Annotated in this window: 18 protein-coding genes; 13 read left to right on the top strand and 5 right to left on the bottom strand. The window is 69.7% G+C overall.

Features of this window, described 5'->3' with window-relative positions:
- Positions 1-81: 81 nt before the first annotated feature.
- Together wrbA and ACWPXE_RS03865 are read left to right on the top strand one after the other, a co-directional pair.
- Entirely contained in the window at positions 82-684 is a 603-nt protein-coding gene (gene wrbA, locus ACWPXE_RS03870) for an NAD(P)H:quinone oxidoreductase (protein ID WP_094302591.1), read from the top strand.
- Positions 685-751: 67 nt separating this feature from the next.
- Positions 752-1,699, top strand: coding sequence for a glutathione S-transferase family protein (locus tag ACWPXE_RS03865; RefSeq protein WP_454016762.1), 948 nt, complete (start codon positions 752-754; stop codon positions 1,697-1,699).
- A 20-nt stretch (positions 1,700-1,719) separates the two neighbouring features.
- Here the strand turns inward: ACWPXE_RS03865 and ACWPXE_RS03860 are convergent, their stop codons facing one another.
- From ACWPXE_RS03860 to ACWPXE_RS03850, 3 genes are all read right to left on the bottom strand, one after another.
- Complete coding sequence (locus ACWPXE_RS03860; protein ID WP_237906235.1) at positions 1,720-2,100, bottom strand: hypothetical protein; 381 nt, start codon at positions 2,098-2,100, stop codon at positions 1,720-1,722.
- Positions 2,101-2,198: 98 nt separating this feature from the next.
- Positions 2,199-2,570, bottom strand: coding sequence for a response regulator (locus tag ACWPXE_RS03855; protein WP_454016761.1), 372 nt, complete (start codon positions 2,568-2,570; stop codon positions 2,199-2,201).
- Between the two features lie 73 nt (positions 2,571-2,643).
- On the bottom strand, positions 2,644-3,033 hold the full coding sequence (locus ACWPXE_RS03850; RefSeq protein ID WP_454016760.1) for an Hpt domain-containing protein: 390 nt from the start codon (positions 3,031-3,033) through the stop codon (positions 2,644-2,646).
- Positions 3,034-3,210: 177 nt separating this feature from the next.
- Here ACWPXE_RS03850 and ACWPXE_RS03845 point away from each other — a divergent pair, with 177 nt between their 5' ends.
- Positions 3,211-4,140, top strand: a complete 930-nt coding sequence (locus ACWPXE_RS03845) for an NAD(P)/FAD-dependent oxidoreductase (RefSeq protein WP_454016759.1) — start codon at positions 3,211-3,213, stop codon at positions 4,138-4,140.
- Positions 4,141-4,476: 336 nt separating this feature from the next.
- Positions 4,477-4,668, top strand: coding sequence for a hypothetical protein (locus ACWPXE_RS03840; protein ID WP_454016758.1), 192 nt, complete (start codon positions 4,477-4,479; stop codon positions 4,666-4,668).
- 1 nt (position 4,669) lies between these two features.
- Here the strand turns inward: ACWPXE_RS03840 and ACWPXE_RS03835 are convergent, their stop codons facing one another.
- Complete coding sequence (locus ACWPXE_RS03835; protein ID WP_454016757.1) at positions 4,670-5,038, bottom strand: chaperone modulator CbpM; 369 nt, start codon at positions 5,036-5,038, stop codon at positions 4,670-4,672.
- Position 5,039: 1 nt separating this feature from the next.
- On the bottom strand, positions 5,040-5,948 hold the full coding sequence (locus ACWPXE_RS03830) for a DnaJ C-terminal domain-containing protein (protein WP_454016756.1): 909 nt from the start codon (positions 5,946-5,948) through the stop codon (positions 5,040-5,042).
- Between the two features lie 233 nt (positions 5,949-6,181).
- Here ACWPXE_RS03830 and ACWPXE_RS03825 point away from each other — a divergent pair, with 233 nt between their 5' ends.
- The 9 genes from ACWPXE_RS03825 (at position 6,182) to lon (ending at position 16,704) form a co-directional block, all read left to right on the top strand.
- Complete coding sequence (locus ACWPXE_RS03825; RefSeq protein ID WP_454016755.1) at positions 6,182-7,186, top strand: zinc metalloprotease HtpX; 1,005 nt, start codon at positions 6,182-6,184, stop codon at positions 7,184-7,186.
- Positions 7,187-7,342: 156 nt separating this feature from the next.
- Complete coding sequence (locus ACWPXE_RS03820; protein ID WP_454016754.1) at positions 7,343-9,316, top strand: PP2C family protein-serine/threonine phosphatase; 1,974 nt, start codon at positions 7,343-7,345, stop codon at positions 9,314-9,316.
- A gap of 217 nt (positions 9,317-9,533) precedes the next feature.
- The gene (locus ACWPXE_RS03815; RefSeq protein ID WP_454016753.1) at positions 9,534-10,124 is read left to right on the top strand and encodes a cytochrome b; all 591 of its coding nucleotides are present in this window, start codon (positions 9,534-9,536) and stop codon (positions 10,122-10,124) included.
- A 240-nt stretch (positions 10,125-10,364) separates the two neighbouring features.
- Positions 10,365-12,173 carry an autotransporter domain-containing protein gene (locus ACWPXE_RS03810; RefSeq protein WP_454016752.1) on the top strand — a complete coding sequence of 603 codons (1,809 nt, stop codon included), beginning with the start codon at positions 10,365-10,367 and terminating at the stop codon, positions 12,171-12,173.
- 130 nt (positions 12,174-12,303) lie between these two features.
- Positions 12,304-13,131, top strand: a complete 828-nt coding sequence (locus tag ACWPXE_RS03805) for a universal stress protein (RefSeq protein ID WP_014198723.1) — start codon at positions 12,304-12,306, stop codon at positions 13,129-13,131.
- A gap of 92 nt (positions 13,132-13,223) precedes the next feature.
- Entirely contained in the window at positions 13,224-13,475 is a 252-nt protein-coding gene (locus tag ACWPXE_RS03800; protein ID WP_454016751.1) for a hypothetical protein, read from the top strand.
- A 167-nt stretch (positions 13,476-13,642) separates the two neighbouring features.
- A complete protein-coding gene (locus ACWPXE_RS03795; protein WP_454016750.1) occupies positions 13,643-13,834 on the top strand; it encodes a DUF2934 domain-containing protein in 192 nt (63 codons plus the stop codon).
- A 33-nt stretch (positions 13,835-13,867) separates the two neighbouring features.
- Positions 13,868-14,275 (top strand): Hsp20/alpha crystallin family protein, encoded by a 408-nt coding sequence (locus ACWPXE_RS03790; RefSeq protein WP_014198726.1) that lies wholly within the window; start codon positions 13,868-13,870, stop codon positions 14,273-14,275.
- A gap of 11 nt (positions 14,276-14,286) precedes the next feature.
- Positions 14,287-16,704 carry an endopeptidase La gene (lon, locus tag ACWPXE_RS03785; protein ID WP_454016749.1) on the top strand — a complete coding sequence of 806 codons (2,418 nt, stop codon included), beginning with the start codon at positions 14,287-14,289 and terminating at the stop codon, positions 16,702-16,704.
- The last annotated feature ends 6 nt before the right edge of the window (positions 16,705-16,710 follow it).

Genomic DNA, 16,710 nt, shown 5'->3' with positions numbered 1-16,710 from the left:
TTGCTGGAGCGCGGCAACGCGCTATCTCTTTGGGACGCCGCAGCCTCCAGCGCGGCCGCAACGACAGAGGGGAGACGAGACATGGCGAAGGTTCTGGTGCTCTACTACAGCAGCTACGGCCACATCTCCACCATGGCGCAGGCGATGGCCGAAGGCGCCCGCTCGGTTCCGGGAACCGAGGTGACGGTGAAGCGCGTGCCGGAGCTGGTCCCCGAGGAGGTGCGGCAGAAGGCGCACTTCAAGGAAGAGCCGAACATTCCCATCGCCGACCCGAACGAACTGGCCAACTACGACGCCATCATCCTGGGCGTGCCGACGCGCTACGGCAACATGCCGGGCCAGATGAAGAATTTCCTCGACCAGACGGGCGGCCTGTGGGCGAAGGGCGCGCTGGTCGGCAAGGTGGGCGCCGCCTTCTCCTCCTCCGCCACCCAGCACGGTGGGCAGGAGAGCACGATCCTCACCACCCACACCGTGCTTCTGCATCTCGGCATGGTGATCGTCGGTCTGCCCTACAGCTTCCAGGGCCAGATGGGCGTGGACGAGGTGATGGGCAACAGCCCCTACGGCGCCAGCACCATCGCGGGCGGCGACGGCTCCCGCCAGCCGAGCGCGGTCGAGTTGGACGGCGCCCGCTACCAGGGACGTCACGTCGCGGAGATCACCAAGAAGCTGCACGGTTGAGGGTGGAGTGCGCCTCTTCCGCCGTCCGAGCGGGAGAGGCGGCACCGGACAGAGGGGAGTTCAGGGCATGGGCCTGTTGATCGACGGCCGCTGGCACGACCAGTGGTACGACACCAAGAACAGCGGCGGCGCCTTCGTCCGTCCGGAAACCCAGTTCCGCAACTGGGTGCGGGCCGACGGCTCGACCCCGTTCCAGGCGGAGGCCGGGCGCTATCACCTGTTCGTGTCGCTGGCCTGCCCCTGGGCGCACCGCACGCTGATCCTGCGCAAGCTGAAGGGGCTGGAGGACGCCATCGGAGTCACCGTGGTAGATCCCCTGATGCGGGAAGAGGGCTGGACCTTCCCCGATCCCGATCCGATCACCGGCTCCACCCGCCTGCACGAGGTCTACACCACGGCCGATCCCACCTACTCGGGGCGCGTCACCGTCCCGGTGCTGTGGGACAAGAAGACCGGAACCATCGTCAGCAACGAGTCTGCGGAGATCGTCCGCATGCTGAACCGGGAATTCGATGCCTTCGGCGACGCCTCGCTGGACTTCTACCCGGCGGAGTTGGCGGAGGAGATCGACCGGCTCAACGCCTTCGTCTACGACCGCGTCAACAACGGCGTCTACAAGGCCGGCTTCGCGACCAGCCAGGAGAAGTACGAGCAGGCGTTCGACGCCCTCTTCGCGGCGCTCGACGAGTTGGACGTGCGGCTGGCCGGACAGCGTTATCTGCTGGGGAACCGGCAGACCGAGGCCGACTGGCGCCTGTTCACCACGCTGGTGCGCTTCGACGCCGTCTATGTCGGCCACTTCAAGTGCAACCTGCGCCGCATCGCCGATTATCCGAACCTGTCCGGCTATCTGCGCGACCTTTATCAGGTGCCCGGCGTGGCGGAGACGGTCGACTTCCACCACATCAAGCGGCACTATTACGCCAGCCACACCATGATCAACCCGACCGGCATCGTGCCGAAGGGGCCGGCGCTGGATCTCGACGCGCCGCACGGCCGTGACTCGGTCGGATGACGGGGTGGGGTGACTGGGCCTCAGGGCTTGTAGCAGCGCGCCATGTCCTGGTTCTGGCCGATCATCTCGCACTGGAAGCTGTTGGAGAATTTGAAGCGGAACGGCCCAGTTTTGCGCACGCTGACCAGGGTCTGTCCGCCGGGGTTCTTGAAGGCCACCCAGGCCGAGGAATCGAAATGGGTGGTGATCCCGTTGCTCAGCCGCACGCGGCCCTGGTTGTCCTTGATGACCTGCACGCCGGTGTTGAAGGCCATGACGCCCTTCGGTGATTCGGACGCAACGGCGAGGCCGTTCGTGCAGTTCACCCCCTCCGGCTGCACCGCGACACACTCATAAGGGCGCGGCTGCGACGCGGTGAGCACCATGGCGTAGATCGCCACTTCCAGAACGTTCATGGGCATGCGGAATCTCCCGGCAATCCGCACAAGGGTGCAGCAATGCACCGTGTACAGAATAATTCCGCCGTGGTTACGAAAAGTATAATGTCGCGGTCAAGGTTCTACCCTTTCGCGGACAGCGCTTTTTCCAGCTTCTCACGCAGGCCGAACGTGGTCAGCGGCTTCACCAGATAGCCGGTGGCGCCGGAGCGCAGGGCCGACAGGACGACGTCGGAGCGGTCGTGCTTGGTCAACATGATGACCGGCGCCCGCCCGTCCAAGGCCTCCAGAAAGGCCAGACCGCCCATCGGCGCCATGTCCACGTCGCAGAAGATCGCGTCGAAATCGACCCGGTTGCAGCGGGCCAGCGCCTCCGCCCCGTCGGCCGCCTCGATCACCGTGCCGACGCCCAACTGCTTCAGCAGCCGCACCGAGACGCTGCGGGTCACCACCTCGTCCTCGACGACCAGCACCGCGCAGGAATTGAACGACACGGCCACCCTCGCGCTTCGCCCCATGGGTACCCCTAAGGGTTACGCCCGCATGATATATCAGCGCGAAAGAAACTCAAATGCGTGCGATCAAGATTTTCACGTCGGCCAGGGCGCGGTCGAGGGCCGCCGCGTCCCGCCGCACCACCGCCGCGTCGCCGCGCTGGGCCGCCTCCTCCACCGAGCCGAAGAGGTCGGCGACCCGCCCGGCCCCGGCGGTGCGGGCGGCGCCGGCGGCCGAATGGGCGGCCAGCCGGACACCATCCAGGTCGCCGAGCGCCAATCGCTCTTTCAGGACGCGCGACAACTCGTCCGCGTTATCCAGGAACAGGGCGTAAAGCATGGTGACGGTGGGGCCGGGGCCGCCGAAGTTGCGCAGCATCGGCTCCACGTCGAGGATGTTCCGGTCGCATGGGGCGATATTGAACGTCGGCGGTTCGGACGGGACAGACGGGGGCTGGGGCACGGCTGCGGCTCCCGGCAGGACACGGTATGGCCGTACAGTGCGTGTGGCAATTCAACCCGGTCAAGCCGCGGGTGGCGCGGCGAATGGACGCTTCGGCGCCGCAGCATCCGGTCGCGGAACCGGGGGACGCGCCGCCTGTTCCCCAACGTCGTCAATGATCGCCGGAATGTCCAAGCGATGGCCGCCGCACCCGAGGAACAGCGTCTGGATACCCTGATCGTCGGCGGCGGACCCGCCGGGCTGACCGCGGCGATCTATCTGGCGCGCTACCGCCGCCGCTTTCTGGTCGTGGATTCCGGGGCCAGCCGGGCCTCCTGGATTCCGCTGTCCCACAACCATGCGGGCTTTCCGGACGGGGTGACCGGCGACGAGCTGTTGGCCCGCATGCGCGCCCAGGCGGAGCGCTACGGCGCCCGGATCGTGCCGGGAACGGTGACGGCGGTGGAGCGGGGCGACGATGGTTACCGCGTGCGGACGGAGGACGGGCGGCTGTTCCGGGCCCGCACCGTGCTGGCCGCGACCGGCGTGATCGACCGCGAGCCGCAATTGCCCAACCTGTATCAAGCGGTGCAGCGGGGGCTGGTCCGCCATTGCCCGATCTGCGACGGGTTCGAGGTGACCGGCCACCGCATCGGCGTCATCGGGCACGGCACCGGGGCTCTGGGAGAAGCGCTGTTCCTGCGCACCTATTCCCGCGACATCACCGTGCTGACGCTGGGCGAACCGATGAATCTGGAGGAGGCGGAGGAGCGCCGCATGGCCGAGGCCGGGCTGCGCGCCGTCGAGGACCCGGTGGTGGAAATCCACACCGAAGGCGGGCGGATTGCCGCCCTGACCACGGCAGCCGGCGAGCGGCTGACCTTCGACACGCTGTACTCCGCCCTGGGCTGCCATCCGCGGATTGAGCCGGTGAAGGGGCTGGGCGTGCGCATCGGCCCGGACGGCCGGCTGGTCACCGACGACCACCAGCAGACGGGTATCGAAGGGCTCTACGCCGCGGGTGACATCGTGGAGGGCCTGAACCAGATTTCGGTCGCCATGGGGCAGGCCGCGATCGCCGCCACCGCCGTCCATCGCCGACTCCTGGCGGAAGACGGAGACCTCTGAGGACCGATGCTTCCCCGGCGGGTGGCCAGCGGTGCCGGGCAAAATGTCGCATTTGACATTAATAAGTGGTAATACCAAACCAATGGCTTGAGCTATGCTCTTGCTTTGATGGAGCTTCCAGGAAAGGCATAAAGGGTTATGCCTTTTGGGCTCGGCCGGACGTTTACACCTGATTAACAATTTGAGCCGTAGGACTTTCGCTATTGCGAAAGGCGGTCCGTGCGGCTGGGTGTGGCCCGGTGCACAGCGGGACGAGCGAGACGGCGGCATGATGACGCCATCAACCAACCCGCCGATCAACCCGGGCAGCCTGCCAGAACGAACGGAACCTGCTCCATGGCCCAATCCGTGACCCGCGCGCTTCAAGCCATCAAACGCCACAACGCCAAGCCGGACCAGATCGACCACGCAATCCTCAGCGCCATCAACGTGACGCTGTGCATGCAGTCCGGCGGCAACGACCGGGTCGCGGAAGGCTTCAACCAGGACATCGCGCTGAGCGGACGGGCCTTCGGCGTCCGGAGCTGACCTACCCCTCCTTTTCCTCCCGCTTCCGCAGCTCGTCCTGCAGGAGATAGCGGGCCTCCGGCGGCAGATCGCCGATGGCTTCGGCCAACACACGCAGGCGACGCCGCAGCCCATAGACGGTGTCCAGCAGCGACAGCACGACCGGCATCGCCTCGTCGTCGAGCGCCAGATCCTCCCGCAGATCGCAGATCATCTCCAGCCGGGCCACGTCGGCCGCGCTGAAAACGAAACCGGTCCCCTCGTGACGCGGCCGCAGCCAGTGCCGCTCCACCCACACCGTCAGCTGGGCGGAGGAGACGCGCCGGCAGGTGGCCAGCACCTCCTCGGTCCGCCACCCCACGCCGTCCGGTTTCCTGTCATCCTGGCCCATTTTATGCGGCCTCCATGTCCCGTCTCGGATTGTGGTCGGACTTCCAATCCCGGACGAACGCCTCGAGCGCCGGGTCGGGTGCGTCGGGCAGGGCAATGCGCAGTGTCACATACTGGTCGCCCCGCACCCCGGTCGCTCCGGGAAGACCCTTGCCCTTCAACCGCAGCCGCGTGCCGTTGTTCGCCCCCTTCGGAACGGTCAGCATCACCGGCCCGTCGATGGTCGGCACGCGCACCTTGCCGCCAAGCACCGCCTCGGCCAGCGTCACCGGCAGGTCGAGTTGGATGTCGTCGCCGTCGCGCCGGAACCACGGGTGGGGCGTGACCTTGACGGTCACCAGCGCGTCGCCGGGCGGACCGCCGTTGCTGCCGGGCAGGCCCTGGCCCTTCAGGCGGATGGTGCCGCCATCCTCCAGTCCGGCGGGCAGGTCGATGTCCAGCGTCTTCCCATCCGGCATGGTGACGCGGCGCTTGCCGCCCTTGGCCGCCGCCAGGAAATCGACCGTCAGCGCCATGCTCAGGTTACCGCCCTTCATCGGCATGGCGCCGCCGCGGGCAAAGCCGCGCCCGCCGAACAGATCGGAGAAGATGTGTTCCAGATCGTCCGACGCGAATCCTTCCGCATGGGCGTAGCGGGCGCCCGCCGGGCCTTCCGCGAAGTCGCGGTAATACTGGCGCTGCGGCCGTTCCTGGCCGGAGGCGTCGATCTCCCCGCGGTCGAAGCGGGCGCGCTTGTCGGCATCCGACAGCAGACTGTAGGCGGCGCTGATGTCCTTGAAGCGCTGCTCGGCCTCCGCCTTGCCGGGGTTTAGGTCGGGATGGTGCTTCTTGGCCAGCTTCCGGTAGGCCTTGCGGATTTCGTCGTCCGAAGCGGTGGGGGATACGCCCAGAATCTCGTAAGGATTGCTCATGGCGATGACCGTGATTGGAAAGCGGGGGTCAGCGGCTAAGGGGTGAGCACGTTCGACGTGTATGTGTTCGACGCTCCCCCGCAAATCAAGAGGGGTGCCCTTCCGTCCGGCGCAGAGCGCCTGTGCTTGCGGCCGGGATGACGACGGGGCGGCGCGCGCCAATATGAGGCGGGCCGGACTTGGTTCCGGTTGAACGGTTCCAAAAGGAGATGGTCAGGGAGGAAGCCCCCGTCATGCCGCACACGCACCGGTCCTTCATGCCCACGGATCAGGCGGCCGCCGACCTGCGGCGGCGCCACAAGATCGCGAATGTGCTCCAGTCCCTCCTCCTGCTCGGCGGCATGGTGCTGCTGCTGGCTCTGTGCGGGATGATCCTGGCCGGGGTGGAAGGGGTGCTGTGGGCGCTTCTCGGTGGCGCGATCAGCCTGCTGTTCAGCCCGCGCCTGTCGCCGCGCATGGTGCTCGGCATGTTCGGCGCCCGCCGCCTGACCTATGTGGAGGCTCCGGTCCTGTTCGATGCGCTGGCCGCCATCGCCCGGCGGGCGGAGCTGCCTGCGGTGCCGGAGCTGTGGTACGTCGCCAGCCCGGCGCTGAACGCCTTCGCCGTGGGCAGCCGCCGCCGGTCGGCCATCGCGGTCACCGACGGGCTGCTGCGCGCGCTCAGCCTGCGCGAACTGGCCGGCGTGCTGGCCCACGAGGTCAGCCACGTGCGCAACAACGACCTGACCGTGATGGGGCTGGCCGACACGGTGACCAGCCTGACCCGGCTGATGTCGGTCTTCGGCATGGCCCTGCTGATTCTCAACCTGCCCCTGCTGATGATGCGGCAGGAGGCGGTTCCCTGGCTGCTGGTGCTGCTGCTTATCGCCGCACCCTGGATCGGCGTGCTTCTGCAACTCGCCCTGTCGCGCACCCGGGAGTTCGACGCCGACCTCGACGCCGCCCACCTGACCGGTGACCCGGAGGGCGTCGCCTCGGCGCTCGCCCGGATCGAACGGCTTCAGCACAGCCCGTGGGAGGGGCTGCGCTTTCCCGGCCGCCGTCGGGCGCAGAACATCCCATCCCTGCTGCGCACCCACCCGGACACCGAGGAGCGGGTGCGCCGCCTGATGGCGCTGCGCACCCCGCCGCCGGTCCTGCCGGGGCTCGACGCCCACCCCCTTCATGCCCGGCCGCACCTCGCCATGCCGGCGGCGGTGCGGCGCCCGCGCTACCGGATCGGCGGCTACTGGTACTGAAGGTTACAAGGCCGGCGTCCGCCTCTCCTGGACTCACGCTGCCCGGCTGGGTAGAACCGACGGGCGCGGTCGGGCAATTTTCCCAAATCCCAGGCTTGTCCAGGGATAGCGGAGCGCCCGTGGCGGTCGGTTGGCTACAAAAGGCGGGTCCCCTCCATGACCTTTCAAGGGCGTTTGGTCCTCCTGATCTCCGGGCTGGTGACGCTGGCGGTGGCGCTGGTCACGATTTTGCTGGCCTGGACGACCCATTCGGCGATCCAGACGCGGGTGGAAGCGGACGGCCGTGGCGCGGCGACCCTGCTGGCCCGCAGCGCCACGCTGGCGCGCGAGGTCCCGCGCGACATGGAAGCGCTTCTGGGCGACCGGCTGCTGTCGGAGGCGACGCTCGCCGCCCATCTCGTCGCGGTGATGGAGGCGGGCAAGGCGCCGATCAAGGCGGTGACCGACCGGCTGAAGACCGTGGCGGACGGCGGCGGCCCGGACGAGATCTGGGTGACCGACAACCGGGGCCGCGCCTACCTGCACAACATTCCCGGCCCCGACATCACCTTCGGCCCCGACGCGCGGGCGCAGCCGCGCCAGGCGCCCTACTACGGCCTGCTGAACCGCGCGCCGGAGAAGGTGGTGACCGACGCCGTCACCGAAGGCGGCAAGCTGATGAAGTTCGCCGGTGTGGCCGGCGTCGACAAGCCGCGCATCGTCCAGGTCGGCGCCGATGTGCGCCGGCTGGGCGACATCGCCCGCAAGGCCGGAGTGGACGGGGTGATGGCCTCCCTGCTGGCCGGCGGCACGGTGGAGGGCGCGTGGCTGCTGGAGCGCGACGGGCGTCTCGCCGTGCACGCCACCGGTCCCAGCGCCGGGCCGCTGTCGGAGCGGGCGGTGGAGGCGGCGAAGGCCGCAGCGGCGACCGGCGAGACCGGCCTTCTGCGCGAGGGCGACCGGCTGACCGCCTTTGCCCCGGTGCCGGCGGTTGCCGGGCAGGGGGCGGGCATCGCGGTGGTCCGCCTGCCGGCGGAGGACTTGGCCTCGGTGGTCGGGCGCCATGTGAAGATCGGCGTTCTGGTCGGGCTGCTCGTCCTGGCGGCGGGCGTCTACGGCGCCGTCCGCTTCGCGCGCAGCCAGATGGCCCCGATCGAGCGGCTGGGCGAGGCCGTCGCCGCGGTGGAGGCCGGGCGATTCAACCCCTTCACCCTGAATGAGGCGATGGAGCGCAACGACGAGATGGGCCGTCTCGCCCGCGTCTTCCGCAGCATGGCGCTGGAGGCGTCCTACCGCGAGGAGACGCTGGACGCCCAACTCCTGATGCGCACGGCCGAGTTGGAGACCCGCACCGAGAAGCTGGCCGCCGCCGAACACCTGATCGAGGAGGAGCAGCGCGCCGCCCGCGACGTGCAGGCGAATCTGCTGCCGCAGCAGCTTCCCGCCGGGCGCGACAGCCAGTTCTTCGGCCTTCTGGTCCCCGGCCCGGCGGTCAGCGGCGACTTCTACGACGTGATCGAGCTGGACGAGCGCCATTGCCTGCTGGTGGTGGCCGGGGTGTCCGGCTGGGGTGTGCCGGCGGCCTTCCTGATGCTGCTGGTGCGCGGCGCGATCCGCGAGGCGGCGGCCCGGCCCGGCATGACCCCGGCCGCTATCCTGGCGGCGGCCAACGACCGGCTGTGCGGGCAGAGCCCGTTCGACGGCTTCGCCACTGCCTTCGTCGCCCTCTACGACCGCGAGACCGGGATGCTCAGCCATTCCAGCGCCGGCAACCGCGCGCCCTGCCGCATCCGCGCGGACGGCAGCGTTCTGACCCTGGCCGACGCGGGCGGCCCGGCGCTGGGCGTGCGCAAGGGCATCCCCTACGGCGAGGCGGTGACCCGGCTGGAGCAGGAGGACACGCTGTTCCTGTGCACCGAGGGCGTACTGCGGGCGGTGAACGCCCAGCGCGAGCCGTTCGGGGAGGAGCGTCTGGCCGCCGTCCTGCACCAGGGCCGCGGCCTGTCGGCGCGCGACCGCTCCGAACTGCTGCTGCGCGCAGTGGAGGCCCATGTCAGCCCGGGCGGGCAAACCGGCGACATCGTCTGTCTGACGGTGCGCCGCCTGCTGCCCGCGCCCGAACTGGCGCCGGAGTCCGAAGCGGCTGTGTGACGCCCTTCGGCGATGTCCGTCGCCGATGGCCGGCAGCAAAAACGTTCCCTCTGATCGGGGTGATCCGGCTGGCCCGCCGGGTCATCCGTGCGACCACGGCGCGGAGCCGCGCGGCACCCCCATCTCCAGTCCTGGGTTCCGCCGTTCAGCTTCGGTTCAGTCGCCCCCGGACAGGATCGGCAGGACTTGCCTGTTTCTGCCGATGAGGGGACTTCCGATGTCCAACGCTTACTCCGAGGCCGCCGCCCGGCCGCCCGTCAAGACCCGCCCCGTCAAGACCCGCTACGACGGTGTGATGCTGTTCCTGCACTGGAGCGTCGCCCTGCTGATCCTGGTGGCCTTCGCCATCGCCCAGGGGCGCGGGCTGGTGCCCCGCGGGCCGGAGCGGACCGCCCTGATGGATGTCCATCGCTCGCTCGGCGTACTGGTGCTGGCGCTGGTGGCGCTGCGCATGGTCTGGCGCGCCGTCAGCCCGCCGCCGCCGATGCCCGCCGACACCGCGCCGCTGCTCCTGCTGGCGGCCAAGGCGGGGCATCTGGCGCTCTACGCCCTGATGATCGCCGTGCCGCTGGCCGGCGTGACGATGACCCAGGCCCATGGCCATCCCGTCACCTTTTTCGGCCTGTTCACCCTGCCGACGCTGGTGGGGGAAAACCATGCCTTTGGCGACATCCTGGAGAAGCTGCATGAGCTTCTCGGCACCGCCATCATCGTGCTGGCCGGTCTGCACGCGGTGGCGGCCCTGGTCCACCAGTATGTGCTGAAGGACGGAACGCTGAGCCGCATGCTTCCCTGGGGAAACCGCTGAGCTGAGAAAAGGGCGGGCGGCGCCGGCACCGGAGTGCCGATGGGCGCCGCCCGCCGAGTGGCGAGGTCCTGCCTCCTCCATGGATGGACCCAAGCTCGGGTCCCCCATGGTCTGATGAACCCGCCCAAGCGGCATCTCTTCCCGACGCAATGGCGGTACCGCCCCCCGCTTTGACGCACCACCCCTGTTTTCCGGCTGTCCAGCGGGGGAGGTGAGGCGGTGAAGGGTAAGGCAATTCGTATGGCAGCGGGGGCTGCGTTGCTGGCGTCGGCGCCCGCCGGGGCGGTACCGTTCGACCGGGTGTTCGTCTTCGGCGACAGCTTGTCCGACACCGGCCGCGTCTATGAGCTGACGCGCGGCGGCATTCCGCAGAGCCCGCCCTATTACGACGGGCGTTTCTCCAATGGCCCCGTCTGGGTCGAGCGGCTGGCCCCACTGATCGGCAGCCAGCCCGACCAGAAGACCAACTTCGCCTATGGCGGCGCGGAGACCGGCACCCTGTCGCAGACCGGCGTTCCCGGCATCCAGGGGCAGGTCGGGCAGTTCCTGTTCAGCCGCCCGAGCGGCACCGGCGGCGGGCTGTTCGCGGTGTGGGCAGGCGGCAACGACTACTTCAACCGCGTCTCGGCCGGGGCGGACCCGTCGGGCCTCGTCACCCAGACGGTCGGCAACATCGTCACCACGGTGGAGCGTCTGGCGGCGCTCGGGGGGAAGACCTTCCTGGTCCCGAACCTGCCGGACCTCGGCACCGTCCCGGACACCCGCAACTCCGACCGCGCCGCCCTGCTGAACACCGTCACCGCCTCCCACAACACATTGCTGTCGCAGGCGATGGCCGATGTGGAGAAGCGGCTGGGCGTCACCGTCGTGGTGGCCGACGTCAACGCGCTGTACCGCGCGGTGGCGGCCAACCCAACGGCCTACGGCTTCACCAACACCGTCACGCCCTGCGTGTCGGACAACGCGCCGACCGGCGCCTGCGGGACCGAGGCGCAGGCCGACCAGACCGTCTATTGGGACGAGATCCACCCGACCCGCGCCGCCCATCTGTTGATCGCGCAATACATGCAGGGCGCCCTGCTCGCCCTGAACGACGCGGCGGAGACAGTGGCGATGCAGCCGGAGCTGGCCTTCGAAGCGACGCGAAGCTGGCACCGCGCGCTGCTCGGCTCCATCGCCGGACCCGCCGCGACGCGGGTGGAGGCGCCGCTCGGCTCCGGCGAACTGAGGGCGTTCCTGATCGGCGACGCCGCCTGGGGCCGTCTCGGCGGTACGGCGGAGCGCCAGGGCTTCCGCTTCAACACCCAGTCGGGCGGCGTCGGCGCCGAACTTCCGGTCGGGCCGGCCTCGCGCGTCGGGCTGTCGGTCGGCGGGTCGCGCGGCCGCGCCAGGCTGGACGAGGGGGCGGGCACGCTGGACATGACCAGCACCATCATCGGCCTGCACGCGGTGACCGAGGCGCGGGGCTTCCTGCTGGCCGTGGCGGGCAGCGTCTCCTTCGACCGCTACGGCGACATCGACCGGAACACCGGCTTCGCGCCGTTCCCCAACGCCTCGGCGGAGACGGATGGGCGGACCTACGCCCTGTCGGTCGCCGGGGGCTACACGGCGCAGCTCGGGCCGGCGGCGCTGGGACCGCGGCTGGGCCTGCGTTACATCCACACGCGCATCGACGGCTATCAGGAGAGCGGCGCCGGCCTGCTGTCGCTCGGCGTCGAGCGGCAGAGCGCCGAATCGCTGGAGAGCAGCGTCGGGGCCGAAGCCTCCACCGTCGTGGAGATCGGGCGGACGGTGCTTCAGCCCAGCCTGGGCATCGCCTGGGAGCACCAGTTTGCCGAGGACGCGCGCACCGTCACCATCCGCCTGCCCGGCGGTGCCGCCAACAGCGTGAGCCCGAGCGGCGACGGCCGCGACTCCCTGGTGATCGGCGCCGGCCTGTCGGCCCAGCTCTGGCAGGCGGTCAGCGCCTCGGTGGGTTACCGCGGCGAACTGTCCGGGGCAGACGGCCACAACCACGCCTTCACCGCCCGCTTGCGCATGAGCTTCTGAGGAAACGCCTATTCCATCCTTCCGGAAGGCTTTTTCCTGCTGGCGTTGCGGCGCCGCAAGAGGAACAATCGGTGCCGGCGCGTCGCCTCCGGGCACGCCCGCCCGAACAAGAACAACGGGAGGGAGTTTTATGGCCTACAAGCACATCCTCGTGCATCTCGATTCCGGCCCGCAGGTGGAAACCCGTCTCGACGCGGCCATCGCGCTGGCGAAGACCAGCGGCGCCTTCCTGCGCGGCCTGTTCGCCCAGCCGGACCGCAGCGCCACCAGCGTCATCGCCCGCCGCTCCAGCGACCATCTGGAGCAGGCAGCCGCCCGCAGCGAGGCGATGTTCCGCGACAAGCTCCAGGCGTCGGGCCTGCAGGGCCAGTGGCACGGCCTGACCCATGGCGAGCACAACCACGTCATCCGCGAGGTCATCATCTGGTCGCGCTTCGCCGACCTGACGGTGCTCGGCCAGTTCGACCGCAGCGCCCCCGCCGACGGCGTGGCGCCGGAGGAACTGAACGAGCAGGTAGTGCTGAATTCGGGCCGCCCGGTGCTGGTGCTGCCCTTTGCCGGAACCTTCCCGGTGATCGGCAAGCGCGTCGCCGTCGCCTGGAACGCCGAGCGCGAGGCCGCCCGTGCCCTGTCCGACGCCATGCCCTTCCTCCAGGCGGCCGACGAGGTCACTGTCATCACCGTTCTGACCCAGGCCGCCCCGCCGGCCGGGACGGAGCCGCAGCGCATCGGCCTGCTCGACCATCTGGCGCTGCACGGCGTGACGGCCGACCAGACGCATTTTACGGTGACCGACATCGGCGCCATGGACGCGCTTCTGGCCCGCAGCATCGACTCCGGGGCCGATCTGCTGGTGATGGGCGCGCACGGCCATTACGGCTTCCCCTTCCTGCACCGCGGCGGCGGGACGCGCCATGTCCTGCGCACCTGCCCGGTGCCGCTGCTGCTCTCCCACTGACGCCGTCCGGTTGACGCAAACAGGCGGCGGGCTTTCCTCCGCCGTGCCGGGCGGCCATGTAGAGGCTTCCCGGCACCGGCTGGAGAGCGTGCATGTCCTGGCTCCGCGTCTTCCTGATCGCCTGTCCCATCATCGTCCTGGCGGCGCTGTTCGCCGCCTGGGCGGCGACGGGCTTCGACCTATTCGGCCTCAGCCTGCCGGGCCTGCTCGCCCTGGTCGGCGGCGCCGTGCTGACCAGCGCCGTCGCCATCGGGCTGATGGCCCTGGTTTTTCTCAGCAACCGCAGCGGCCACGACGAGGCGGCGGGCCGCCCCGATCCCACGGACGAGCCGGACCGGTTCTAAAGCCCCGAACCCGAAAGGGGCCATCGGCCCTTTCTTCCGTCTGATGTCCGCATGGTCGGCGGAACGCCTGCGACTCCCCACCGTTGCTGAAGGGACGAAGGAGCCCCGGTTCTTGCGGCCGGACGGGCCATGCCTGCGGCCGGGGCGGGAAGGAGGGGAACGCCGCGATGGACGAACACCGCATCCGCCACCGTGCCTACGAGATCTGGGAGCAGGAGGGGCGCCCCGAAGGCCGCCGCGCCGAACACTGGGAACGGGCCTGCCGTGAACTCCAGGAGGAGGACGAGCGGGCGAAGGAGAAGGATTCCGAACCGCGGGACCTTGCCCAAGCCTCCGCGGATACCGGCGCCGGCATCTGACGTCCATCACAGCCATTCCTCCAAGGAGACGCCATGCCGCCCCGCCGTGACCCCGCTTCCTTCATGTGGTCGGAGGCTGTCGAACTGCTGGACCGTGCCGAGCGGCTGCACCGCCAGTTCTTCCGCCCGGCCCCGCCCGGCCCGCGCCGCGCCTGCTGGACCCCGCCCATCGACGTCTACGAGACGGAGGACGCGGTGACCATCGTCGTCGCCCTTCCCGGCGTCGGTGCGGAACAGCTTCACGTCGCCGTCGAGGACGGCGTTCTGGTGGTTGCCGGGGAGCGGACCCTGCCGCTGGGCTGCGACGGGATCATCCACCGCCTCGAGATTCCCCACGGCCGCTTCGAGCGGCGGATCGAGCTGCCCGCCGGGGCCTTCCGCATGGGACGGCGCGAGCTGTCGGCGGGCTGCCTCGTGCTGACGCTCGACAAGATGGGATGAAGGACGTTCGAATGACTGATGAGCACGCTGCCGAAGCGACGCCGGCTCCCCAGACGCCATCCGCCTCGTCGCCGGCCTCCGGGTTGCCGGAGGATGTGATCCCGGTCATCCCCGTCCGGAACCTCGTGCAGTTTCCGGGGGTGGTGCTGCCGGTGACGGTGGGGCGGGCGCGCTCGGTCGCCGCGGCGCAGGAGGCGGCCCGCACCGAGCGGCCGGTCGGCATCCTGCTCCAGCGCGACGAGGCGGTGGAGGACCCGACCGGCGCCGACATGCACCGCGTCGGCACGACCGCCAGCATCCTGCGCTACGTCACCACGCCCGACGGCTCGCACCATCTGGTGTGCCAGGGGCAGCAGCGCTTCCGCATCGTCGAATGGGTGCCGGGCCATCCCTTCATGGCCGCCCGCGTCGAGATGGTCGAGGAAAGCGACACCGCCACGCCGGAGGTCATGGCCCGCTTCCTGAACCTGCGCAACGAGGCGGTGGAGGCGCTGCAACTGCTGCCCCAGGCCCCGCAGGAGCTTCTGGCCGCCGTGCAGGCCATCGAAAGCCCCGGCGAACTCGCCGACATGACCGCCAGCTACATGGACCTGAAGCCCGCCGAGAAGCAGGAGGTGCTGGAGACCGTCGACCTGCCGGAGCGGCTCGACAAGGTCGGCGGCCTGCTGGCCCGGCGGATCGAGGTGCTGCGGCTGTCCCGCGACCTCCGCGAGCGCACCCGCGAGGCGATGGACGAGCGGCAGCGTGAATACCTGCTGCGCGAGCAACTCCGCGCCATCCAGAAGGAGCTGGGCGAGGCCGACGAGGGGCGTCAGGCCGAGATCGGCGAGCTTCAGGACGCCATCGCCAAGGCCGGCATGCCGCCTGACGTGCGGGAGCACGCCGAGAAGGAACTGCGCCGCCTGGAGCGCATGCCGGAGGCGGCGGCGGAATACTCGATGGTCCGCAGCTACCTGGACTGGCTGATCGAGATGCCGTGGGACCGCCGGTCGGAATCCCGCATCGACATCGCCGAGGCCCGCCGCATCCTCGACGAGGACCATTACGGGCTGGAGAAGGTCAAACGCCGCATTCTGGAATTCCTGGCGGTGCGCAAGCTGAACCCGGAGGGGCGCAGCCCCATCCTGTGCTTCGTCGGCCCGCCGGGGGTGGGCAAGACCTCGCTCGGCCAGAGCATCGCGCGGGCGACCGGGCGGGCCTTCGCCCGCGTCTCGCTGGGCGGCGTCCATGACGAGAGCGAGATCCGCGGCCACCGCCGCACCTATGTCGGCGCGCTTCCCGGCAACATCGTCCAGGCCATCCGCAAGGCCGGGACGCGCGATTGCGTGCTGATGCTGGACGAGATGGACAAGCTGGGGCAGGGCTTCCACGGCGACCCGTCGGCCGCCCTGCTGGAGGTGCTGGACCCGGAGCAGAACGCGACCTTCCGCGACCATTACCTGGGCGTGCCCTTCGACCTGTCGAAGGTGATGTTCATCGCCACCGCCAACATGCTGGACACCATTCCCGGGCCGCTCCGCGACCGCATGGAGGTGATCGAGCTGTCCGGCTATACCGAGGACGAGAAGCTGGAGATCGCCAAGCGCTACCTGCTGGCCCGCCAGCTCACCGCCAACGGGCTGACGGCGGACCAGCTGGTGATCCCCGACGACACGCTGCGGGCGATCATCCGGGACCACACGCGGGAGGCCGGTAACCGCCAACTGGAACGGCTGATCGGTGCGGTCGGGCGCTACGCCGCCGTCCGCATCGCCGAGGGGGAGGTCGAGCGGATGCGGGTCGAGCCGGCGGACCTCACGGCGATCCTCGGACCACCGCGATTCGAGAACGACGTGGCGATGCGCACCAGCGTGCCCGGCGTGGCGACCGGACTCGCCTGGACCCCGGTTGGCGGCGACATCCTGTTCATCGAGGCCAGCCGCTTTTCCGGCTCGGGCCGCCTGATCCTGACCGGGCAACTCGGCGAGGTGATGAAGGAGAGCGCGCAGGCCGCTCTCAGCCTCGTCAAGTCGCGAGTGAGGGATCTCGGCCTCGACCCGGAGGGGCTGGACCGCTTCGACATCCACATCCACGTCCCGGCCGGCGCCATCCCGAAGGACGGGCCGTCCGCCGGGGTGGCGATCTTCACGGCCCTGGTGTCGCTGCTGTCCGGTCGCTGCATCCGTTCCGACACGGCGATGACCGGGGAAATCAGCCTGCGCGGTCTGGTGCTGCCGGTCGGCGGCATCCGTGAGAAGGTGGTGGCCGCCGAGCGCGCGGGGCTGAAGACGGTGATGCTGCCCGCCCGCAACCGCAAGGATTTCGACGACATTCCGGCGGCGGTGCGCGAGCGGCTGAGCTTCGTCTGGCTGGAGCGGGTGGACGACGCCGTCCGCGCGGCCCTGGTGTCGGAGCCCTCCGCGGAGGCGGCGGAGCGCAAGGCCGGGTAGCGTTCT

This window comes from Azospirillum sp. Marseille-Q6669, assembly GCF_965111635.1.
Note: the sequence above shows the minus strand (reverse complement) of the source record. Positions and strands in the feature narration are given on the sequence as shown.